The sequence below is a fragment of the Streptomyces sp. NPDC044003 genome, assembly GCF_056435185.1.
On sequence record NZ_JBWKFA010000008.1, the window covers coordinates 170,183 to 193,211 of the forward strand.

Sequence of the window (23,029 nt, forward strand, 5' to 3'; positions counted from 1 at the left end):
CGAGATGACAACGACGGTGTTCGTTATCTAAGTGAAGGCAAGCCGCGAGGCCGGAGCAGCTGCGGGCAGCGCACTCTCCAACAGGGTCGAATCGCCCATTTCACTCAGTACGAGGGCGAGGGCGCCGAGCACCTCGGCGCGCCCGCCGAGGGCCCCCTGGACCAGCGAGAGCTGCCGGGCGGCGCTGGGGATCGCGTACCGCGAGACGGAGTCCCTGATGGGCGCGAGGACCAGCTCACCGGCCTCGGCGAGGTCGCCGCCGAGCACCACCCGGCTGGGGTTCAGGAGGTTGCAGAGGTTGGCGATGCCGCTGCCGATGTGCCGTCCGACGTCGGCGATCACCCGGCGGCAGCCGGGGTCGCCCTCGCGGGCCAGCTGGACGACCCGCTCCATGGTCAGGTCGGGGCCGTGGCTCGGCTGGAGCAGCGGCAGCACGTACCGCGCGGCGGTGAAGGTCTCCAGGCAGCCGCGGTTGCCGCAGCGGCAGACGGGGCCCGACTCGTCCAGGGTGATGTGCCCGATCTCCCCCGCGGTGCCGCCGGGCCCCCGGTAGACCCGGCCGTCGATGACGAGTCCGGCGCCGACACCGCTGGCCACCTTGATGTACGCCAGGTCCTTGACCCCGCGGCCGCTGCCCCAGACGAGCTCGCCGAGCGCGCCCAGGTTGGCGTCGTTGTCGACGTGCACGGGGACACCGAGCCGGCCCGAGAGCTCCTCCGCGGGGTTGATGCCGCTCCAGCCCGGCAGGATCGAGGTCGAGCCGAGGGTCCCGGAGGAGACGTCGATCGGTCCCGGCACGCCGAGGCCGACGCCGATCACCTTGTCGTAGCCGATGCCGGTGGCCCGGATCAGCCGCTTGACCAGCTGTTCCGCCCGGTCGAAGCCCTCGGCGGCGGAGGCGTCCACGTCGAGCGGCTCGGCCTCCTCGGCGAGCACCTGGTGGGCGAGGTTGCCGACGGCGACCCGGAGGTGGGTGTGGCCGAAGTCCACGCCGATCACGATGCCGGCGTCGCCGGAGAGCGAGACGCTGCGGGCGCGGCGGCCGCCCGCGGAGGTGGGCGTCACCTCGACGGTGCCGCCGTCCTTCAACTCCCGCACGATGTTGGAGACCGTGGCGGCGGAGAGGCCCGTCGCCCGGGCGATCTCCGCCTGGGTGAGCGAGCCGGCCATGCGTACCGCCCGGACGACCCGTTCGAGATTGGCCCTGTGCAGAGACGTCTGCGACCCCGGAGTCTCCATCGACTCACTCACTCCCACCGTTTTCTCCAACATGTGAACTCTAAGGGGACTCTTTCGGCTTGGTCCCCGTCAAGACCTTGAGTGTCGGAGGGCGAGGGTCACACCACGCGCGGGGCCCCCGGCGCGGGTGCGCCGGGGGCCCTGCGGAGTGCGACGGCGGGGTTACTTCACGGCGCCGGCGGTCAGGCCGGCCACCACCTGCCGCTGGAAGATGATGTACGCGGCGAGGACCGGGAGCATCGCCATCACGAGGCCGGCGAAGAGGCCGGACCAGTCGCCCTTGTAGCCCTGGCTGACGGCCAGCTGGACGAGGCCCTGCGAGAGCACCTTGTTCTCCGGCTCGGTGTTGAGCACCGTCGGCAGCAGGTACTGGTTCCACTGGCCGAGGAAGTTGAAGATGCCGACGCTGATCAGGCCGGGCTTCGCCATCGGCAGCATGACCTGGAAGAAGGTCCGGGTGTGCGAGGCGCCGTCGACGAAGGCCGCCTCCGCCACCGAGGTCGGCAGGGTGCGGAAGAAGGCCGTGAGGAAGAAGACGGTGAACGGCAGCGAGTACGCGATGTAGACCAGGATCAGGCCGTGCAGCGTGTTCAGCAGGGCCATGTTCTGCATGACGTAGAAGAGCGGCACGAGCGCCAGGATGATCGGGAAGCTCATCCCTCCGATGAAGAGGAAGTAGATGAAGCGGTTGCCCGGGAAGTCGAAGCGGGCCAGCACGTAGGCCGCCATCGAGCCGAAGAGGAGCGTGCCGAGGAGCGAGCCGCCGACCACCAGGAGGGTGTTCAGGAAGTAGTCGCTCATGTGCGCCTCGGTCCAGGCGCGCTGCCAGTTCTCGAAGTGCAGCTTGTCGGGCAGCGCCCACGGCGAGGTGAAGATCGCCTTGTCGCTCTTGAAGGAGGTCATGACCGCCCAGAGCAGCGGCGTGACGACCATGATCGCCCAGATGATCAGGACGCCGTGCGAGAAGACGTTGAGGGTCGCGCCCTCGGCCTTGGCGGTCCTGCGCGGGGCGGGCGCCGCCGTCTTGGTGACCGCGGGTCCCGGTCCGGCCGGGGAGCCGGGGGTCTCGACGCCGGTGGAGGCAGTGTCGGTCGTCTTCATCAGAACTCCAGCCGCTCGCGCCGGCCCAGCTTCATCACCACGGCCGCGAAGGCGAGCGTGACGAGGAGGAGCGCGACACCGATGGTCGTTGCGTAGGCGGCCTGACCGTCCCGGAACGCCTTCTGGTACACGTACAGCGGAAGGACGATGGTGGAGAAGTCGGGCCCGCCGCCGTTGGGGCCGACGGTCATGATCTGCACGACGGCGAAGGACTCCGCGCCGAGCGCGAGGATGCCCATGTAGATCCAGCCCGACTGCACGGTGTCCCAGAGCAGCGGCAGGGTGATCTTGAAGAAGGTTGTGAAGCGGTTCGCGCCGTCGAGCAGGGCCGCCTCGTAGAAGTCCCTCGGAATGGACGCCATGCCGGCCGAGAAGAGGACGACGAAGAATCCGACCGTGGACCAGACGAGTACGACCATCACACAGATGAGGGCGAGGTTCGGATCACCGAGCCAGTCCGGCTGAATGCTGCCGAGACCGACACCCTTCAATACGGAATTGATGGCTCCGCTGTTCGGGTTGTACGCGAACTGGAAGAGCAGTGCGACGATCGCGATCGACAGCACCTGCGGGAAGAAATAGACGATCTTGTAGAACGAGGAACCGCGCACACCGGAGATCGCCGCACCCTTGCGGCGCCGACCGCCGACATTGAGCATGAAGGCGAAGAAAAGCGCGAGCCCCACGGTCACCAGCGGCAGGACCACCGCGAAGGTCAGACTGTGCTGGACCGATTTCCAGAAGACCTCGTCGTCCAGCATTCGGCTGTAGTTGTCGAATCCGACCATGCCGAATTCGGGACTCAGCCCGGTCCAGTCCGTGAACGAGTAGTAGATGGCCTGGATGAACGGCCAGATCACGAACAGCGCGTAGAGCGCGAGGGGGACCGCCAGGAACCCCACGATGAAACGGTACTTGCCGTGTTGCATTCCTACCGACCCCGATCTTTCCCGCGCCAGGCGCGCGCCGCTGGTGCCGCGCGCGAAGGAGCCGGGGCCCGCTCCCGGTCGGCGGGAAGGGGCCCCGGCACTGTGCGTCAGTGCTTGTAGTGCTTGATGCTCGAGTCCTTGGCCGCCTCGTCGGCGTACTTCTGGATCTTCTTGATCGTCTCGGCCGGGGTCGCGCGGCCGGCCATCATCTCGCCGAGGCCGGCGACACCGATCTTCTCCTTCTGGAGGGCGACGTACCAGTCCTGGAGGCGCGGGTTGACGACGTTCTGGCCGGCCTTCTCCAGGGCGGCGACACCGGACTTGAGGCCCGGGGTCAGCTCGATGCCGTCGGTGCCGCCGTTGAAGGCCGTCAGGGACTTCACGGACTTGGTGAAGTTCTTGGAGGAGGCCTCGCTGAGCATGATGCGCAGCTGCTCCAGGCCGCCCTCCGGGTTCTTCGCCTTCGCGGGGACGATGAAGGGCTCGCCGCCGGAGGCCCAGATGGTGCCGAAGGGCATCTTGTCGGAGGAGTCGATGCCGGTCGGGGCGGAGACGGCCAGGTTGAAGTCGGCCGGCATGGTCTTCGCGGCCTCGTTCTCGACCCAGGAGCCGTTCGGGATGAACAGCGCCTTGCCCTCGGTCCAGGCGGTCTGCGACTGGATGTGGTCGAGGCCGGGCGTGCCCTGGAGGATGTAGCCCTTCTTGACCAGCTCGTAGTACGCCTCGAAACACGCCTTGACCGCGGGGTGCTCCCAGGCCTTCGGCTCCAGGTTGTCGATGGCGTCGAGGACCTCGCGGCCGCCGACCTTGCCGATCATCGGGTAGAGCGAGAAGGGGACGTAGTACGGGTACTTGCCGGCGTACGTCCAGCCCGCGATGCCCTTCTTCTTGGCCTTCTCGCAGACGGCCAGCATCTCGTCCCAGGTCTCGGGGTACTTCGCGTCGAGGGAGTCGAGCAGCTTCTGCGAGTACCAGACGCCGTAGACCGTGTACGCGTAGTACATGATCCACATCGGGTCGCCCTCGAACTGGCCCATCTCGACGATGCCGGGCCGCAGGGTGTCGCGGACCGTCTTCTTCGGGTCGTCGATGGACGGCGCGTCCAGGAGCGGGGTGAGGTCCATCAGCTGCTTCTGGCCGACGAGGACACCCATGTCCATCTGCTCGGCGCCGGAGTTGTCGATGAGGTCCGGCGGGGTGCCGCCGTTGAAGCGCGGCTGCAGCGTGGTGGTGATCTTCTGGGTCGGCGTGAACTTGACCGTCGCCTTGGGATAATTCGTCTCGTAGACCTTGATCGCGTCCTTGGCGTACTGCTGTCCGAATCCGCCGTCGAAGAGGACGAACTCCATCGGCGCCTGCTCGTTCACCCCGAGCGGGTTCTTTTCGGACTTCGTGCCCTTTTCGACCTTCTGGTTGCCGCTGTCGCCGCTGCTCGCGCAGGCGGACAGGAAGCCCATCGTCGGTACGGAGATCAGACCGATAGCGGCGGAACGCTTGATCAGATCGCGACGGCCGAGGCCCTCACCGTTGTGTGCGGAGGTGGATCCCATGCTCAAGTCCTCGCCTTCATTCAGGACTCAGGCGGTGTACCGGTCGCCCGTTTCTCACTCGCCACAGGCGAAGGGCCCCGCCACCGCGGTCAATTGCAGCCGGGTCGTGCACGCGTCGGGCCGTCGCCGGATTGCTCCGACTGGCTGGACGCCGACAGGTATAGTCCACTTCCCTTCACGGGAGCAAGATCGAAACCAGGTTTGCACGACCATCTTTCCCGAGTTGAGACCTCCGGGATAAGCACGCTGGATCTGCGGCGTTTCGTCCAACCATTCGCGACGCAACACCCTTGACACGGCATCAGGGGCACCCCACCCCCCGGACCCGCGGCGCGAGTGGACGGCAGCACGCGGGAGAGAAGGGGCAATTGGGACATATGATCGCCATCGAAACAGTTGTGTCACAAACCAGTTGCCCGGTGAAGATCTCGTGAGGAGGATCCGGGATCATAGAGGTCCCCGCCGCCCCCTGCCTCCGGCACGGGCGCGTGGCGGGACCTGCCTCATTCCATACGGATCTGGAGTTCTACGTGGCCAACTCTTCTGGCCTGAACCGCACGGGCATCCTGTCCCGTGTCACGGTCGCGGCGATAACCGCCGCCCTGGTGGGCACGACCACCGCCGCGGTCGCGGCGGACGCGCCGGCCACCCCGCAGGCGATCAAGCCCTCCATCTCGGCGCCGGCGGCCTCCACCGCCGCTGCCGCCGAGACCTCGGCCGACGCCGAGATCCGGTTCCTGCAGGGCGTCTCGGGCTCGAACCTCTACTACTACGAGCCCAACGGCTCGGGCGGCTACGAGGCGCGCCAGTACGCCAACAACACCTGGGGCGCCGCCAAGTGGGCCCAGCAGGCGGACAACGACGGCGACGGCCTCGCCGACGACCTCTGGGGCTGGAACACCTCCGGTTACCTGTCCTACGCGGCCGGCGAGTCCGCCTCGACCGAGCTCGTGAACGTCGGCGGCGGCTGGAACATCTACAACAAGGTGCTGTCGCCGGGCACCCTCGGTGGCGGTACCGCCGCGGACATCATCGCCCGCGACTCGTCCGGCGTGCTGTGGATCTACCTCGGCTACGGCAACGGCAAGCTGACCAGCCGTACCAAGGTCGGTGCCGGCTGGGGCATCTACAACCAGATCGCCGGCGTCGGCGACCTGAGCGGTGACGGCAAGGCCGACATCGTCGCGCGCGACGGCTCCGGCGTCCTGTGGCTGTACAAGGGCACGGGCAACTACGCGGCGCCGTTCTCCGCCCGCACGAAGATCGGTGCCGGCTGGGGCGTCTACAACACCATCCTCGGTGTGGGCGACCTCGACTTCGACGGCAACGGCCGCGCCGACTTCGTCGCCCGCGACGGCGCCGGCAAGCTCTACCGCTACTCCGGCACCGGCAACGCGGCCGCGCCGTTCGCACCGCGCGTCGTCATCGGCACCAGCGGCTGGAACACCTACCGCATGATGTTCTGATCCTCGCTCCGTCGTGAGACGGCGCGTGTGAAGAACGAAAGGGCCCCGCTCCTCGGAAGAGGAGCGGGGCCCTTGCCGTTCACCCGATGCGTCAGCCGCGGATCAGGTTGCGGAGCACGTACTGCATGATGCCGCCGTTGCGGTAGTAGTCCGCCTCACCGGGGGTGTCGATGCGGACGACCGCGTCGAACTCGACACCGGTGTCGGTGGTGACCTTGACCGTGCTCGGCGTGGTGCCCTCGTTCAGCTCCGTGACGCCCGTGATGGAGAAGGTCTCCTCACCGGTCAGGCCGAGCGAGTCGGCCGACTGGCCGGCCGGGAACTGCAGCGGCAGGACGCCCATGCCGATGAGGTTCGAGCGGTGGATGCGCTCGTACGACTCGGTGATGACGGCCTTGACGCCGAGGAGCGCGGTGCCCTTGGCGGCCCAGTCGCGGGACGAACCGGAGCCGTACTCCTTGCCGCCCAGGATGACCAGCGGGGTGCCGGCGGCCTGGTAGTTCTGCGAGGCGTCGTAGATGAACGACACCGGCGCGTCGGCCTGGGTGAAGTCGCGGGTGAAGCCGCCCTCGGTGCCCGGCGCGATCTGGTTGCGCAGGCGGATGTTGGCGAAGGTGCCGCGGATCATGACCTCGTGGTTGCCTCGGCGCGAGCCGTAGGAGTTGAAGTCACGACGCTCCACACCGTGCTCGGTGAGGTACTTGCCGGCCGGGGTGTCGGCCTTGATGGCGCCGGCCGGGGAGATGTGGTCGGTGGTGACCGAGTCGCCCAGCTTGGCCAGGACGCGGGCGCCGGTGATGTCGGTGACCGGGGTGGTCTCCATCGTCATGCCCTCGAAGTACGGGGGCTTCCGGACGTAGGTGGACTCGGCGTCCCACTCGAAGGTGCTGCCGGTCGGGATCGACAGCGACTGCCACTGGGCGTCACCCGCGAAGACGTCCTGGTAGGACTTGCTGAACATGTCCTCGCCGATGGCGTTGGCGACGACGTCGTTGACCTCGGCCTCCGACGGCCAGATGTCGGCCAGGTAGACGGCCTTGCCGTCCTGGTCGACGCCGAGGGCGTCCTTGGTGATGTCCACCTTCATGGAGCCCGCGATGGCGTACGCGACGACCAGCGGCGGGGAGGCCAGGTAGTTCATCTTGACGTCGGGGTTGATGCGGCCCTCGAAGTTCCGGTTGCCGGAGAGGACCGAGGTCACGGCCAGGTCGTGCTCGTTGACGGCCTTGGAGACCTCCTCCGGCAGCGGGCCGGAGTTGCCGATGCAGGTGGTGCAGCCGTAGCCGACGAGGTTGAAGCCGACCTTGTCGAGGTACGGGGTGAGGCCCGCCTTGTCGAAGTAGTCGGTGACGACCTTCGAGCCCGGGGCGAGGGTGGTCTTGACCCACGGCTTGCGGGTCAGGCCCTTCTCGACGGCCTTCTTCGCGACGAGCGCGGCGGCGACCATCACGTACGGGTTCGACGTGTTGGTGCAGGAGGTGATCGCGGCGACGGTGACGGCGCCGTGGTCGATCGTGTAGGTGGTGCCGTCGGGGGCGGTCACCTGGACCGGGTTCGACGGGGCGCCACCGTTCGGGTGGTTGGCCGGGGCGTCGGAGGCCGGGAAGGACTCCAGCTCGGCCTCGTCGGCGGTGGAGACGTAGTTGAGGACGTCGCTCTTGAACTGCTCGGCGGCGTTCGCGAGGATGATGCGGTCCTGCGGGCGCTTCGGGCCGGCGATGGACGGGACGACCGTGGAGAGGTCGAGCTCCAGCTTCTCGGAGAAGTCGGGCTCGGCGGCCGGGTCGAGCCAGAGGCCCTGCTCCTTGGCGTACGCCTCGACGAGCGCGACCTGCTGCTCGGAGCGGCCGGTGAGCTTGAGGTAGTTCAGGGTCTCGTCGTCGATCGGGAAGACCGCGGCGGTGGAGCCGAACTCCGGCGACATGTTGCCGATGGTGGCGCGGTTCGCGAGGGAGGTGGCGGCGACGCCCTCACCGTAGAACTCGACGAACTTGCCGACGACACCGTGCTTGCGCAGCATCTCGGTGATGGTCAGCACCAGGTCGGTGGCGGTGGTGCCGGTGGGCAGCTCGCCGGTCAGCTTGAAGCCGACGACGCGCGGGATGAGCATGGAGACCGGCTGGCCGAGCATCGCGGCCTCGGCCTCGATGCCGCCGACGCCCCAGCCGAGCACACCGAGGCCGTTGACCATGGTGGTGTGCGAGTCGGTGCCGACGAGGGTGTCGGGGTACGCCTGGCCGTTGCGGACCATGACCGTGCGGGCCAGGTGCTCGATGTTGACCTGGTGGACGATGCCCGTGCCCGGCGGGACGACCTTGAAGTCGTCGAACGCGGTCTGGCCCCAGCGCAGGAACTGGTAGCGCTCCTTGTTGCGGCCGTACTCCAGCTCGACGTTCTGCGCGAAGGCGTCGTTGGTGCCGAACTTGTCGGCGATGACGGAGTGGTCGATGACCATCTCGGCCGGGGACAGCGGGTTGATCTTCGCCGGGTCGCCGCCGAGCGCGGCGACGGCCTCACGCATGGTGGCGAGGTCGACGACGCAGGGCACGCCGGTGAAGTCCTGCATGATCACGCGGGCGGGCGTGAACTGGATCTCCTGGCTCGGCTGAGCCTGCGAGTCCCAGTTGCCGAGGGCCCGGATGTGGTCGGCGGTGATGTTCGCGCCGTCCTCGGTGCGGAGCAGGTTCTCCAGGAGGACCTTCAGGCTGTAAGGGAGGCGCGCGGAGCCCTCGACCTTGTCCAGCTTGAAGATCTCGTACGACTCGTCGCCCACGCGCAGCGTGCTGCGGGCGTCGAAGCTGTTCGCCGACACGACAGTCTCCTTCATATATGTGCGCGTTTCACCACATCCTGCCGCCACGTACACGTCGTCGATCCGCTAAGGTAAGGCTAAGTTAGGTATCCCTTACCAGGGTGGCGGCAGCGGTGCGCCTCGGCAGATATCTCGATGTCGAGATAACTCTAGTACATCACCGCCGCCCGGTCATGCCTGGCATGCCCCGAAGGCGCCGAAGGTTCGCCGCCGCCAGGACGGCGCGCACACGGTCCACGTCGGCGGGGTCCGCGGCGCCGCGCTTGGGCAGGACGAAGTAGATGCGCATGCGCCTGGGCATGAAGACGAACAGCTCGTCGGTCTCGATGTACCGGGGGAAGGCCTGCCAGTCGATGGTGCTGGTGAGACCGCCACCGGTGGTGGTCATCCCGTCGTCGCCGACGACGGTCGTACAGGTTCCGTAATCAGCCATTCCGGAGTGCTGCTCGCGCGCGACGCGCGCCAGGGTCCGAAGGATGATCACGCCCGTGGCGACCAGCACGCAGACGCCCACCACGGCCGACGTGGCGGGCGAGAAGCCCTTGCGCCACGCGTAGAAGTACGCGAGCAGCACACCCACGGCCACCGGGACGAGCAGCCCCGCGAGTCCGGAAAACGTCCCGAAGGAAAAGCGCCGGACGGCCGACCGGTAGTCGGCCTCGGTCGGCGTGTAGACGAAGGCGACGGCGGTGTCTCGCGCGGCCGTGTCCTGTATGTGATCCCCACCCATGTGCATGGCGGCAGATCCTAGCCCCGGCCGGGGCGGGCCCCGTACGACGTGGTCAGGCGGCCGGGCCCCGTACGGACGCGGTCCGATTGCCGCGGCGGGCCCTGCCCCTGCGTGGCCCGGCGGGCGGGCCCCGTACGGACGCGGTCCGATTGCCGCGGCGGATCGCGCGGCCGACGATCGGACCATGTTCAGCGGCGCGCACGTGATTCTCTACACCCGGGATGCCGAGGCCGACCGGGCCTTCCTCAAGGACGTCGTCGGCTTCGAGCACGTGGACGCCGGAGGCGGCTGGCTCATCTTCAAGCTGCCGCCGGCGGAGGTGGCGGTGCACCCGACGGACGGCGAGCCGAAGCACGAGGTCTACCTCATGTGCGACGACCTCACCCAGACCCTGACGACCCTGGAGGACCGGGGCGCGGAGATCTCACGGGCCATCACCGACCAGGGCTGGGGCCTGCTCGCGGCCGTACGACTGCCGAGCGGCACCGAACTCCCCCTGTACGAACCGCGTCACCCGACCGCCCTCGGCGATTCACCCTGACGGCCCACCCGATGTCGATCACCATCTCATATCTGAGATAACGTGACGCCATGGCAGACGACTACCTCGTACGCATCGGCAAGCTCATCCGTGACGCCCGGCAGCACCGTGGCTGGACGCAGACGCAGCTCGCCGAGGCGCTGGCCACGAGCCAGAGCGCCGTCAACCGGATCGAGCGCGGCAATCAGAACATCAGCCTTGAGATGATCGCCCGCATCGGCGAAGCCCTCGACAGCGAGATCGTCTCACTGGGCTACGCCGGCCCCATGCACCTCCGGGTCGTCGGCCGCCGCCGCCTCTCCGGCGCGATCGACGTCAAGACGAGCAAGAACGCCTGTGTCGCACTGCTCTGCGCCTCGCTCCTCAACAAGGGCCGCACCGTCCTGCGCCGCGTCGCCCGCATCGAGGAGGTCTTCCGGCTCCTGGAGGTCCTCAACTCCGTCGGCGTCCGCACCCGCTGGATCAACGACGGCGTGGACCTGGAGATCGTGCCGCCGGCCGAGCTCGACATGGAGTCCATCGACGCCGAGGCCGCGATCCGCACCCGCTCGATCATCATGTTCCTCGGCCCGCTGCTGCACCGGATGGACCGCTTCAAGCTGCCGTACGCCGGCGGCTGCGACCTCGGTACGCGCACGATCGAGCCGCACATGATCGCGCTGCGCCGCTTCGGCCTGGAGGTCACGGCCACCGAGGGCATCTACCACGCCCAGGTCGAGCGCTCGGTCTCCCCCGACCGCCCGATCGTCCTGACCGAGCGGGGCGACACGGTCACGGAGAACGCGCTGCTCGCCGCGGCCCGGCACGACGGCGTGACGGTCATCCGCAACGCCTCCTCCAACTACATGGTCCAGGACCTCTGCTTCTTCCTGGAGGCGCTGGGCGTACGGGTGGACGGCATCGGCACGACCACCCTGACGGTCCACGGCGTCCCCCAGATCGACGTGGACGTGGACTACTCCCCCTCGGAGGACCCGGTCGAGGCGATGAGCCTCCTGGCCGCGGCGGTCGTCACGGAATCCGAACTGACCATCCGCCGTGTCCCGATCGAGTTCATGGAGATCGAGCTCGCGGTCCTGGAGGAGATGGGCCTCGACCACGACCGCTCGGCGGAGTACGCGGCAGACAACGGCCGCACCCGCCTGGTCGACCTCACGGTCCGCCCCTCGAAACTCGAAGCCCCGATCGACAAGATCCACCCGATGCCGTTCCCGGGCCTGAACATCGACAACGTCCCCTTCTTCGCGGCGATCGCGGCGACGGCCCAGGGCAAGACCCTCATCCACGACTGGGTCTACGACAACCGCGCCATCTACCTCACGGACCTCAACCGCCTCGGCGGCCGCCTCCAGCTCCTGGACCCCCACCGCGTCCTGGTCGAGGGCCCCACCCGCTGGCGAGCCGCCGAAATGATGTGCCCCCCGGCCCTGCGCCCGGCGGTCGTCGTTCTCCTCGCGATGATGGCGGCGGAGGGCACGTCGGTCCTCCGCAACGTGTACGTCATCAACCGCGGCTACGAGGACCTGGCGGAGCGCCTGAACTCGATTGGCGCGCAGATCGAGATCTTCCGGGACATCTGAGTCCCTTTCAGAGGCCGCTGCCACCCCTTCCCCACGTGACCCGCCGTGGGCTCGTGAGGAAGGGACGGCATCCGGTCTCCGTCCCCGATCACGATGTGCACGAGGCCGTACTGATTGCCTGATCACCCGGATAATCTGTCGGGGTGTACGACATGACGGACCCAGTCGCCACTCGCCAAGCGGCCAAAGCTGCCGAACAAGAACGCCTGAAACGTGTGCGCGAACGCCGGGAGAACAAGGAATCCTCCGGCGTGAGCGGTTTCGTCCAGCGCAAGTGGCGCTGGCTCGGCGTCGGGGGCAGCGAGGCGGTCGAAGCCGTACTGGCCATGCTGACGGAGATCGCGGCCACCACTGGGGGGTCCGAGGCTGACCGGGCTGTCCTTGCACAGGCCGTCGAAGGCGATCCGAACCGCGAGACCTTGCTGCCCGCGGTGCGTTCGGGCCTGAGCCTCCTGCCGCCGGAGTCGGTCCTCGGTCACCTGAGGAGCCTCTGGGCCGTCGGTGTGCGATGGCTCAACGAGCCGGGTCTCGAGCGGTGCAGCGTGCTGTGCTCGACGGCACCCGGCCTGGACCTCGTCAGCACGCGTTCCCACGCAGTGTCGGGCGGGCCGGCCTTCAGTCTCTTCGTGACTGCGGCCACCCGCGGCGCGATACCCGTGCCGACCCGGTTCCTCGACGAGCTCCTCGCATGGGCGCCCCTGTCCGTCGTCGACGATCTGATCGACCATGGTGGCCTCATGGCCGAGGACGCGCCATGGGAAGGACGAGACGAGAACGAGGGGCTCTATCTGCAGGCCCGTCTCGCCCCTGCCGACATCACCACCGAACAGGCCGAACGCCTTGGCTGGCAGGCGTACCTGCGCCAGCGTTCCTTCCGGCACGGCCGGACACTTGTCCGACAGGAACCGGACGATGTGTGGGACCTGCTGTACGACGTCGTCATGGACGGCGACGTGACGGCCATGGACGCACTCGACGCGGCTCTGCCCCGTGCCCAGCAGATCGAGCTGCGCGACCTCAGGTCCGGTGCACTGCTCGGGCAGTGGCCACGGGCTCTGGCCGAGGATCGGGGGCTCTGGGCTCTGCTGGCCACCTTGTGGCGCCCAACCGGTCCTGTCGACGCCGGCCGGAGTCCGTTCTACGCCCTTGTCGCCCTGAACCGTGCCTATGACCTTGTGAAGTCCGGTGATCCGGAGGCCGCGGCCGAACAGGCTCGCTCTCTCACCCTGGCCAAGAACAACCGTAAGGTCCCGGCAGAGTTGATCCAGGAGGCCCATGCCCTGGCGGCGTACGCGGCCGTGGCGCAGAGCGAACGGATCAGTTCCCCCTCCGGACGAGGCAAGCTTCTCGACGCCGCCATGGAGAGCGCCGAGGCGGCGGCGGCTCAGGGCGGATCCGTCGCCGAACTCAACCTCCGGCTGCTTCGCGCCTGGAGAGGGACGAACAAGAACGGCCGCGATCCGTTCAGCAATCCCTTTCTCGACATCGGCCTGGAGCATGGGGCTGATGGTTGGGAAGAACGTTGCCGGGAGCTGTACCGGCAGCACGAGGGCGACACCAAGGCTCAGTCGGACCTGAACAGGGCCGAGGGGCGCCTCCAGAACGCCCTGCGTGGGGACGCAGGCTGGGACGTCTTCTACCAGCTGCCGCTCGACCGGTCCCGATACGTCATGCCCTCCGAAGTGCCACGGCATCTGGTGCCTCCGTTGGAGGCCCTGCCGCGCCGGACTCCGGTGACGAGCGGCGGCGAGTTGGAGGCCATCCGCGCCCGTGCCGCCGTCGAGCTCCTGGACGACTTCCGGACCACCGCCCCGCGCCTCGACCGCCATCATTCCGTGCGATGACCCCGTCGACGCCGTCGATCTGACCCACGATCCCGAACCGAACGAAGCAGAGCGGATCTGATGTCTCCCAAGAAGAACCTTCCCAAGAGGGAGCGGCCGCACCGCCCGTGCCCCGCATGCGGCCAGATACAGCCCGGCACGAAGAGCTCGCCGCCGGTGCACAAGGCCGGAGGACTGAAGCGCCGCAGGGAGCGACGTAGGGACGCTTCGGTCCAGCCCGCGGAGAAGAGGGCCGTCGAAGCGTCGCCCCGCCCTGACCCGATCGACGCGATGACGGTGATCAAGGGAGTGGCCGCCCGCGTGCCGGAGGCACTGGAGGCTGCCGGGGCCGACGAGGTGCCCCCGGCCGGCGCGCTCACCGCGGCGGTGCGCAGGGCGGTCCTGGACGAGTTCCGTACCCGCGCACAGTTCGCCGGACGTCTCGCCGAGATCGACGCACTTCTCTGGTCCCGGGCGGGAGACAACCGCGACACCGTCGAGGGGGCGATGACGGAGCACCTGCGGGAACTTCGGCTGCTGCGGGTCACAGAGCCCGAGGAGAGCGACCGGTTCGTGGTGACCGAGGGCGAGGGGAACGCCTTCGAGCTGCTGAGTCCGGCGTATGTGGACGAGTTGACAGGAAAGGTCATACTCGCCGGTCAGTTGCGACGTGTCGCCGGGCAGGCGGGCATGAAGGTGGGGAAGGAAGCATGACGGCAGCCGGAATCGACTTCGGGACCACAAATTCGGTCGCCGCCCAGTGGAACGGCGAATTCGTCGAGGTGCTGGAGATCGGCGGGCAGGGGCTGGACGCGAACTGGCGGCGTGAAGGCTTCGAGCAGCTGTACCCGTCGGTCGTCGGTACGAGCTCCCTGCGGCCGGGCACTCTGTTCGGCTGGGAGGCGAAGCTCCGTTCCGAGCAGGCCGTCGAGGCGTGCAAACGGATGCTGCGCGAGGAACCGTTCGTCATGCTGGGCGGTGAACGGTTCGCCGCGACCACCGCGGCCGCCGGCGTCTTCCACGCCATCGCGCGGGCGGCGGAGGAAGAGGCCGCCACCGAGATCCGCGAGGCCGTCGTCACCGTTCCTGCCAATGCGACCGGAGCGGCCCGCTTCCGGACCCGTGAGGCCGCGCGCGCCGCGGGGATCACGGTCCGCACCCTTCTGAACGAGCCGACCGCAGCCGCGATCGCGTACGCGCACGAGATGGAGGCCGACGGCGAGTTCCTGGTCTTCGACTGGGGCGGTGGCACCATGGACGCCACCCTTCTCCTGCACGACGACGGATTCTTCGACGAGAAGGCGAGCCGAGGTGTCAACCGCCTCGGTGGCCTGGAGATCGACGAGCGGTTGCGCCGCATGGTCCTCGATCGGGCACCGGCGCGGGGGCGATGGAGCGACTCCGAGAAGCGGATGTTCGCCCTGGAGATCGAGCGGGCCAAGATCCTGCTCTCCCATCAGGAGTCGGTACGCGTCCTGACGCCCGACGACGTCACCGTCGAGATCGGACAGGACGAGTTCTCCGAGGCGATACAGGACCTCATCAGCCGTGCGCTCGACCCGGTGGAGGAGTGCCTGGAGCAGGCCCGGATCGATCCGCAGGACCTCACCGCAGTGCTGATGATCGGCGGCAGCAGCCAGATTCCCGCCGTGCGCGCGGCGGTCTCGGAGGCGCTCGACTGCGAACTCGTGGACAGCGCCCTGTGCAACCCGATGACCGCAGTGGCCGAGGGAGCGGCCATCAGTGCCGCCGCCATGGACGGCGAGCTGAAGAGCATCATCCGGGTGGTCAACACGCATGCTCTGGGCACGGTCACCAAGGACCGCGAAGGAAGGCGGAGCTTCAGTTCCGTCATCGACCGGAACCAGCGGCTTCCGCAGCAGCGCGTGAAGTCGTACGAGCCGACGAAGGACAATCTCTCCCAGCTGACCGTCGAAGTCTGGGAGGGCGACCCCGACCGCGAGGTCGATCACCCGGACAACGTCAAACTGACCGACCTGATCCTGTCCTACCCCCGGCGGTGCGGGGCCGAGGACGGTGTCTTCGATCTGGAGTACACCTACAGCAAGGAGGGCCTGCTGACGGTAAAGGCGACCTTGCAGAAGACCGGCGAGGTCGTCCTCGACGACGAGGTGAAGGTGTTCGGGGACGGGAACGTCCTGCCGGAGTTGACGAGAGAACTCGACCGGTTGCGTGCCCTCGCGCCGGCCTCGCGGCCCGCGACCACACCGACCCACCCCCAGCAGGTCAACCCCCGGGGCCAGGGCGACGGCGTGCCCAAGCCCACTCGCCCCAGCTCCTCCCCCGCGCCGGCCGGCGCGGTCACGGCGTCGGCACCGCTCGTCATCGACGGCTCCAATCTCGCGTGGAACGGTCGGCCGCCGCGTACGGCGGGCGGCAGGCCGAGCTTTGCGGCGTTGCAGGCGGCGGTCCGTTCGCTGCGGTTCAAGCACGCAGACCGCGACATCCATGTGGTGGTCGATGCCAGCCTGCGCCATGACGTATCCCCCGAGGAACGGCCTCTCGTGGAGACGGCCATCGCTGACGGCACCGTCGTACAGCCCCCGGCCGGTACCGAGGGCCGGGGTGACGCGCTGGTGATCAGCATCGCCGAAGAGGTCGGCGGAATCATCGTCTCGAACGACAACTTCGCGCCATTCCAGAAGGCGAATCCGTGGCTACGCATCTCCGGGCGAGTCATGGGGGCCACGCAGTCGCAGGGTGTGTGGGTCTTCAACCGACGCGTACCCAACCCGGCGACATCCAGCCAACGTAGGTGACACTCCGAGCACGTTACACACGCGTTGACGGCGTCAACGGATTGACGCCGTCAACTTCAGCAGGCGAAGATATACGCTCCCAGCGGGATTGACCCGCCTTGCGCGCGATCGGGTGAAACGGGAGTGGCAGTGAGCTTGGAGATCATCGACGGACGCTTCCGGGTCACGGGGTCCGTCGGGCGCGGCAACATGGGAGAGGTCCGCCGCGCCGAGGACCTCCGGGCCACGCCGGACTCCCCCTTCAAGGAAGTGGCGGTCAAGACCATCCTGCGCGGCCGGACCGGCTCCGCGATCGACGCATCGGGCTCCGGGAAGGAGGTCGACCGCTTCCGCCGTGAAGTGCGGATCATGCGCATGCTCTCCCAGGGCCACCCGAACCTCACCCGGCTGATCGACGGCGGCGTCGACGACCAGCCGGGGGGCAGCGGTCTGCCCTACCTGGCCATGGAGTTGCTCGACGGTCACCCGCTCGCGGACCTCATCGACGAGGAGCCCCAGCTCCCCGTCTCCTGGGTCGCCGCCATCGGGGCGCAGATCGCCGCCGGGCTCGCCGCCGCGCACACGGCCGGAGTCGTGCACCGCGACCTGAAGCCCGCCAATGTGATGCTGACCCGCGACGGCACCGTCAAGATCCTCGACTTCGGCATGGGATCGATCGTCGACGACCCGGACCAGACACGGCTGACCAGCACGGGCGTCAGCGTCGGCACGGCCCGCTACATGGCACCCGAGCAGTTCCGGGCCGAACGCGTCACCGCCCTCGCCGACCTCTACGCGCTCGGCTGCATCCTGTACGAACTGCTGATCGGACAGCCGCCGTTCTCCGCCCGGACCCCGTACGAGCTCTCCGAGCAGCACCAGCACGCGCGGCCGCCGCTGCTGACCCTGGTGCGCCCGGACCTGCCCGCCGAGCTGGTCCGCCTGGTCGACCGCCTGCTCGAGAAGGAAGCCGAACTGCGGCCCGAGAACGCCGCCCTGCTCCGTGACGTGCTGGTCCCGCTCGCACTCGCGCCGGACGACACGGCCGCCCTCCTTGCCCCGCACTGGCAGGTGATGGACCCGGTGGCCCGGCTGCGGGCCCTGCTCCCGGAGCGCACCCCGGCGGCGCCCGCACCCGTGCCGCGCAGGGAACCGCGCCTGCCCGAGACGATGGACGTCTTCGGTATCCACGCCGACCTGATCAGCGAGTACGAGAGCTTCACCAAGAGCGCGACGGTGATCCGGGACGCCCGGATCGACGGCTTCGTCGCGGACGACATGGCGGCGAAGTCGCAGTGGCCCGACCCGTGGCTGTCGTTGAACCCGTTCTTCGCCGACGGGGGCAAGGTCACCGACCTCGTACGGGACGGGATCCTGCACCCCAGGTGCGCGGAGATCTTCCAGGCGGGCAAGAAGGAGAGCTCGCGGCGCCCGGACGGGCGGCCGCTGACCTTCCATCTCCACCAGCGGCAGGCCATCGAGGCCGCGCAGGCGGGCGACTCCTACGTGCTGACGACCGGTACGGGCTCCGGCAAGTCCCTGTCGTACATCGTCCCGATCGTGAACCACGTCCTGAAGGAGCGTCAGGCGGGAAGCGCGGGGGGCCGGGTGCGCGCGATCGTCGTGTACCCCATGAACGCCCTGGCGAACTCGCAGCTGATGGAGCTGGAGAAGTACCTGCGCCACGGATTCGGGGCGGGGAACGAGCCGGTCACCTTCGCCCGCTACACCGGCCAGGAGTCCGACGAGCAGCGGCGGGAACTGCGCAAGAACCCTCCGGACATCCTGCTGACGAACTACGTGATGCTGGAGCTCATGCTGACCCGGCCGGACGACCGGTCGAGTCTCATCCGCATGGCCGACGGGCTGCAGTTCCTCGTCTTCGACGAGTTGCACACCTACCGGGGCAGGCAGGGCGCGGACGTGGCGTTCCTGATCCGCCGGGTTCGCGAGGCCTGCCGGGCCTCGACAACCCTTCAGTGCATCGGCACCTCGGCCACCATGTCCACCGAGGGCTCCTGGGAGGATCAGCGGCGCGAAGTGGCCAAGGTGGCCTGCCGGCTGTTCGGTACGAAGGTGCTGCCGAAGCGCGTCATCGGCGAGACCCTCATCCGGGCCACCGAGGAGGCGCCGGTGACGGTGCCCGCCGAGCGGCTGCGCGTGCCGGCGGCGCCCCGTTCCTACGAGGCGCTGACGAAGGACTCGCTGGCGCGTTGGCTGGAGTCGCGGTTCGGTCTGGAGCGCGAGGAGGGCACGGGGCGGTTCCGGCGCTGCGCCCCGGGGACCGTCGAGGATGCGGCGGCCGAGCTCGCCGCTCGGTCCGGGGTGGCCGAGGAGGGCGTGCGCGAGGCGATCCGCACCACTCTGGAGGCGGGTTCGCAGGCGAAGAACCCGATGACGGAGCGTCCGCTGTTCGCCTTCCGGCTGCACCAGTTCCTCTCGAAGGGCGACACGGTCTACACGACCCTCGAGGATCCGCTCAGCCGCCCGCTGACCCGCACCTACCAGCTGGAGCAGCCCGGCAGCGACGGCAAGCCGCTGTTCCCGCTGGCGTTCTGCCGTGAGTGCGGCCAGGAGTACCTGACGGTCTGGCGCACCGAGGAGAGCGGGACGTTCCGGTACGAGCCGCGCCGGGACACCTCCGCCTCCGGGGGCCGGGACGGCGAGGGCTACCTGTACCTCGGCATGCCCGGGGAGGACTACGAGTGGCCGGCCGATCCGCAGACGGCCGTGGACGACCGGCGGTTGCCGGAGTCGTGGCTCGAGACGGACGCGCAGGGCGTGACCGTCGTCAGGAAGTCCTACCGGCCCCGGGTGCCCAAGCGGGTCGTCGTGGACGGGTTCGGGAACGAGTCGGGCGACGGTCTGGTGGCGGCGTTCGTCCCGGCGCCGTTCCTCTTCTGCGTGCACTGCCAGGTCTCGTACGAGCAGACCCGCGGCCGGGACTTCGCCAAGCTGGCCACGCTGGACCAGGAGGGCCGTTCCTCGGCCACCTCGCTGATCTCCGCGTCGATCGTGAAGTCCCTGCGGGCGGTGCCGGAGGAGAGCCTCGGCAAGGAGGCGCGCAAGCTCCTCACCTTCGTCGACAACCGGCAGGACGCCTCGCTCCAGGCCGGCCACTTCAACGACTTCGCGCAGGTCACCCAGTTGCGCGGCGCTCTCTACCAGGCCGCTGTGCGGGCGGGCGAGGAAGGCCTGCACCACGACGAGCTCGCCGAAGCGGTGACCGAGGTGATGGGTCTCTCACCGCGCGAGTACGCGGAGGGCAGGGCCCTGGCTCCCTCGATGGAGCGTCGTGCGACGAAGGCCTTCCGGGATGTCGTGGGGTACCGGCTCTACCGGGACCTGGAGCGCGGCTGGCGCATCACGATGCCGAACCTGGAGCAGACGGGTCTGCTGCGGATCGACTACGAGGACCTGGGCTGGATCGCCGCCCAGCCGGACCGCTGGCAGGCCGCGCACACCGTGCTGCGCGAGGCGGACCCCGCTCTGCGCGAGGAGGTCGCCCGTACGCTCCTCGACTACATGCGGCGTGCCCTCGCCATCGACGTGCAGTACTTCCGGGACGACTTCGACACGCTCCTGCGAGCGAGCGAGGAACGCCTCACCGGACCCTGGGTCCTGAGCGAGAGCGACCGACCCGCCGTCGGCACCGCCTACCCGTACGGTTCGAAGCCGGGTATGGAGCGCTCGGCACTGTTCCTGTCGGCCCGCGGCAAGTTCGGCAAGTATCTCCGTCGGAACATGCCCGAGCTGCGTGCCCTGCCGCTGGACGACGTCCAGGTCGTCATCGAGGACCTGCTGAAGGTGCTGCTCCATGCGGAGCTGGTCCGCGAGGTGGAGACGGCCCCCGAGCACGCCGGCCCCGCCTACCGCCGTCGGGCGGCCGAGAAGCGCACCGGCTACCGGGTGTCGGCCGCCGCCCTGATCTGGCGGGCCGGCAGCGGTGAGAGGGGAGCGATCGACCCGCTGGCGCGCACGTACAGCAGCGGGGAGGGCCCGCGCGTCAACCCGTTCTTCCGCAACCTGTACCGGACGGCGGCGGCCGAGCTGGCCGGCCTGTTCGCCCGGGAGCACACGGCGCAGGTCACCCCGGAGGACCGGCTGGAGCGGGAGGGCCTGTTCCGCACGGCGGAACTGCCCCTGCTGTACTGCTCGCCGACGATGGAGCTGGGCGTCGACATCTCCTCGCTGAACGCCGTGCTGATGCGCAATGTGCCGCCGACCCCGGCGAACTACGCGCAGCGCTCGGGCCGGGCGGGCCGTTCCGGTCAGCCCGCCCTGGTGACCACGTACTGCGCCACGGGCAACAGCCACGACCAGTACTACTTCCGGCGCTCCCAGGACATGGTGGCCGGGCAGGTGGCGCCGCCGCGTCTGGACCTCGCCAACGAGGACCTGGTCCGCTCCCACATCCAGGGCATCTGGCTCGCGGAGACGGGGATGAAGCTGGGCGTCGCGATCCCGGACGTCGTCGACGTGGCCTACGACCCCGACGGCAGCGACCGCCCCGATCCGCAGATGCCGCTGCCGCTCCTCGCCCACATCCGCGACCTGTCCCTGGACGAGGGCGCCCGCCGGCGTGCGGTCGCCGCGGCCCGTACCGTCCTCGCCCCGCTGATCGCGGACTTCGCGGACACCACCTGGTGGTACGACGAGTGGATCGAGGACCGGATCGAGCGTGCCCCGCAGCGGTTCGACGACTCCTTCGACCGGTGGCGCGAGCTGTTCCGGGCGGCCGTCGTCGACCAGTACGAGCAGAACAAGCGGGTCGTCGACCACACCCTCTCGCAGGGCGAGCAGGGCCGGGCGCGCACGCGCCGCCGCGAGGCGGAGACGCAGACGAACCTGCTGCTCAACCGCTCGTCGGACAGCAAGTCGGTGATGAGCGACTTCAACCCGTACCGCTACCTCGCGTCCGAGGGCTTCCTGCCCGGCTACAGCTTCCCGCGGCTTCCCCTGGCCGCGTACATCCCGCGCTCCGGCAACCGCCGCAACGCCGACGGCGACTATCTGCAGCGGCCCCGGTTCCTCGCGATCCGGGAGTTCGGCCCCGGCGCGCTGATCTACCACGAGGGTGCCCGCTACCAGGTCACCCGCGTGCAGCTGCCGCCGGACGCCTCGGGCGACCTGGCGACGGCGGAGGCGCGGCGCTGCGACGGCTGCGGCTACCACTACGCCGTCAAGCCCGGCGTGGACAAGTGCGCGATGTGTGGGGAGGAGCTGAGGAGCAAGCGCACCGGTCTGCTCCATCTGCACACCGTGTACACCACCCCGCGCGAGCGGATCTCCTCCGACGAGGAGGAGCGCCGCCGGGCCGGTTTCCGTCTGGAGACCTCGTACGCCTTCCAGGGCCACGGCGCCCGCAAGGGACGGCTCACCTCGCACGTCACCGACGCCGAAGGCGCGCCCGTCCTCGACCTGGACTACGGCGACTCGGCGACGGTCCGTATCACCAACCTCGGCCGCGTCCGGGACAAGGAGGGCGAGCCGGACGGCTACTGGCTGGACCTGGGCGACGGCCGCTGGCTCAACGACCGGGCCGCCGCGGACGCCATCGAGGGCACTGGCATGCCGGTGGTCGACGAGGACGGCAACGAGAAGCGCCGCAAGAAGCGTGTCCTGCCCTATGTGGAGGACCGCCGCAACATCCTCGTCCTCACCCTGGACGAGCCACAGCCGGAGCCGGTGGCCCTGTCGTTCCTGTACGCGCTCGAGCGGGGCATCGAGGCCGCGTTCGAGCTGGAGGACTCCGAGCTGACCGCGGAGCTGCTGCCCCCGGACGACGGCCCGCGGCGCCGCATCCTGTTCACGGAGGCGGCCGAGGGCGGCGCCGGTGTGCTGCGGCGCATCCAGCACGACAGGGACGCCCTGGCCAAGGCCGCCCGTACCGCCCTGGAGATCTGCCACTTCGATCCGGACACCGGCGAGGACGAGGGCGGCCCTGCGGACGGCGAGGAGTGCGCCCGTGGCTGCTACGCCTGCCTGCTGACCTACGCCAACCAGACGCACCACCGCAGGCTGAGCCGGCACAGCGCACGCCCGCTGCTCGCACGCCTCGCCGACGCCCGGACGGAACGGGAGGACCGCGGCGAGTCCCGCAGCGAGGCCTTCCGCAGGCTGGCCCCGGCCGCCGCCGGCGGCGAAGCGCCGGAGCGGGCCGAGGCGCCCGCGCCGACCCCGCTGGAAACGGACCTGGGCGCCCTCGTCACGAGCGGCGACCTGCTCGGCTGGCTCAGGGCGAAGGGCTACCGGCTGCCGGACGAGGTCAAGGTCCTCGTCCCGGAGGCCGGGGCCTGCCCCGACCTCGTCTTCCGCCTGGACGGCGCCAACCTCGCGGTGTTCGTCGACGGCCCCGGCCACGCGGCCGACTCGACGCGTGACGTCGAGGCCGGCTACCGCCTGGAGGACGCCGGCTGGGACGTCGTGCGCTTCCCGACGGACGCCGACTGGGACGCCATCACCGACCACAACGCCGCTTACTTCCACCTGCGTTGAC

Annotated in this window: 13 protein-coding genes; 7 read left to right on the plus strand and 6 right to left on the minus strand. The window is 69.1% G+C overall.

Annotation, left to right across the window (positions count from 1 at the left end; all coding sequences use genetic code 11):
- Positions 1-27: 27 nt before the first annotated feature.
- The 4 genes from AC07AW_RS29105 to ngcE all read right to left on the minus strand — a co-directional run bounded on the left by AC07AW_RS29105 (position 28) and on the right by ngcE (position 4,819).
- A complete protein-coding gene (locus AC07AW_RS29105; protein WP_478818425.1) occupies positions 28-1,239 on the minus strand; it encodes an ROK family transcriptional regulator in 1,212 nt (403 codons plus the stop codon).
- 162 nt (positions 1,240-1,401) lie between these two features.
- Positions 1,402-2,340, minus strand: coding sequence for a carbohydrate ABC transporter permease (locus AC07AW_RS29110; RefSeq protein WP_478818426.1), 939 nt, complete (start codon positions 2,338-2,340; stop codon positions 1,402-1,404).
- Positions 2,340-3,269, minus strand: a complete 930-nt coding sequence (locus AC07AW_RS29115) for a carbohydrate ABC transporter permease (protein WP_478818427.1) — start codon at positions 3,267-3,269, stop codon at positions 2,340-2,342. Before AC07AW_RS29115 ends, AC07AW_RS29110 begins: the two co-directional genes overlap by 1 nt.
- A gap of 107 nt (positions 3,270-3,376) precedes the next feature.
- The gene (gene ngcE / locus AC07AW_RS29120) at positions 3,377-4,819 is read right to left on the minus strand and encodes an N-acetylglucosamine/diacetylchitobiose ABC transporter substrate-binding protein (protein WP_478818428.1); all 1,443 of its coding nucleotides are present in this window, start codon (positions 4,817-4,819) and stop codon (positions 3,377-3,379) included.
- Between the two features lie 530 nt (positions 4,820-5,349).
- Between ngcE and AC07AW_RS29125 the strand changes: the two genes are divergently transcribed.
- A complete protein-coding gene (locus AC07AW_RS29125; RefSeq protein WP_478818429.1) occupies positions 5,350-6,285 on the plus strand; it encodes an FG-GAP repeat domain-containing protein in 936 nt (311 codons plus the stop codon).
- Between the two features lie 91 nt (positions 6,286-6,376).
- Here the strand turns inward: AC07AW_RS29125 and acnA are convergent, their stop codons facing one another.
- Together acnA and AC07AW_RS29135 are read right to left on the minus strand one after the other, a co-directional pair.
- Positions 6,377-9,097, minus strand: coding sequence for an aconitate hydratase AcnA (gene acnA / locus AC07AW_RS29130; protein ID WP_478818430.1), 2,721 nt, complete (start codon positions 9,095-9,097; stop codon positions 6,377-6,379).
- 157 nt (positions 9,098-9,254) lie between these two features.
- Complete coding sequence (locus AC07AW_RS29135) at positions 9,255-9,833, minus strand: YcxB family protein (RefSeq protein WP_478818431.1); 579 nt, start codon at positions 9,831-9,833, stop codon at positions 9,255-9,257.
- 178 nt (positions 9,834-10,011) lie between these two features.
- On the opposite strand from AC07AW_RS29135, the gene AC07AW_RS29140 reads away from it, so the two are divergent.
- From AC07AW_RS29140 to AC07AW_RS29165, 6 genes are all read left to right on the plus strand, one after another.
- Positions 10,012-10,368, plus strand: coding sequence for a VOC family protein (locus AC07AW_RS29140; protein WP_478818432.1), 357 nt, complete (start codon positions 10,012-10,014; stop codon positions 10,366-10,368).
- Between the two features lie 50 nt (positions 10,369-10,418).
- Positions 10,419-11,948: a helix-turn-helix domain-containing protein gene (locus AC07AW_RS29145; RefSeq protein ID WP_392157315.1), complete on the plus strand. Its 1,530-nt coding sequence runs from the start codon at positions 10,419-10,421 to the stop codon at positions 11,946-11,948.
- 152 nt (positions 11,949-12,100) lie between these two features.
- The gene (locus AC07AW_RS29150) at positions 12,101-13,792 is read left to right on the plus strand and encodes a hypothetical protein (protein ID WP_478818616.1); all 1,692 of its coding nucleotides are present in this window, start codon (positions 12,101-12,103) and stop codon (positions 13,790-13,792) included.
- 270 nt (positions 13,793-14,062) lie between these two features.
- Positions 14,063-14,485 (plus strand): hypothetical protein, encoded by a 423-nt coding sequence (locus AC07AW_RS29155; protein ID WP_478818433.1) that lies wholly within the window; start codon positions 14,063-14,065, stop codon positions 14,483-14,485.
- Positions 14,482-16,551: an Hsp70 family protein gene (locus AC07AW_RS29160; RefSeq protein ID WP_478818434.1), complete on the plus strand. Its 2,070-nt coding sequence runs from the start codon at positions 14,482-14,484 to the stop codon at positions 16,549-16,551. Before AC07AW_RS29155 ends, AC07AW_RS29160 begins: the two co-directional genes overlap by 4 nt.
- 129 nt (positions 16,552-16,680) lie before the next feature.
- Positions 16,681-23,028: a protein kinase domain-containing protein gene (locus tag AC07AW_RS29165; protein ID WP_478818435.1), complete on the plus strand. Its 6,348-nt coding sequence runs from the start codon at positions 16,681-16,683 to the stop codon at positions 23,026-23,028.
- Position 23,029 lies beyond the last annotated feature (1 nt).

Excerpts from the sequence above, each read along its gene's own strand:
- AC07AW_RS29155 (WP_478818433.1), top strand. The coding sequence starts at position 14,063 with ATGACGGTGATCAAGGGAGTGGCCGCCCGCGTGCCGGAGGCACTGGAG.
- AC07AW_RS29150 (WP_478818616.1), top strand. The coding sequence starts at position 12,101 with ATGACGGACCCAGTCGCCACTCGCCAAGCGGCCAAAGCTGCCGAACAA.
- AC07AW_RS29140 (WP_478818432.1), top strand. The coding sequence starts at position 10,012 with ATGTTCAGCGGCGCGCACGTGATTCTCTACACCCGGGATGCCGAGGCC.
- AC07AW_RS29145 (WP_392157315.1), top strand. The coding sequence starts at position 10,419 with ATGGCAGACGACTACCTCGTACGCATCGGCAAGCTCATCCGTGACGCC.
- ngcE (WP_478818428.1), bottom strand. The coding sequence starts at position 4,819 with ATGGGATCCACCTCCGCACACAACGGTGAGGGCCTCGGCCGTCGCGAT.
- AC07AW_RS29105 (WP_478818425.1), bottom strand. The coding sequence starts at position 1,239 with ATGGAGACTCCGGGGTCGCAGACGTCTCTGCACAGGGCCAATCTCGAA.
- AC07AW_RS29160 (WP_478818434.1), top strand. The coding sequence starts at position 14,482 with ATGACGGCAGCCGGAATCGACTTCGGGACCACAAATTCGGTCGCCGCC.
- AC07AW_RS29115 (WP_478818427.1), bottom strand. The coding sequence starts at position 3,269 with ATGCAACACGGCAAGTACCGTTTCATCGTGGGGTTCCTGGCGGTCCCC.
- AC07AW_RS29110 (WP_478818426.1), bottom strand. The coding sequence starts at position 2,340 with ATGAAGACGACCGACACTGCCTCCACCGGCGTCGAGACCCCCGGCTCC.
- AC07AW_RS29135 (WP_478818431.1), bottom strand. The coding sequence starts at position 9,833 with ATGCACATGGGTGGGGATCACATACAGGACACGGCCGCGCGAGACACC.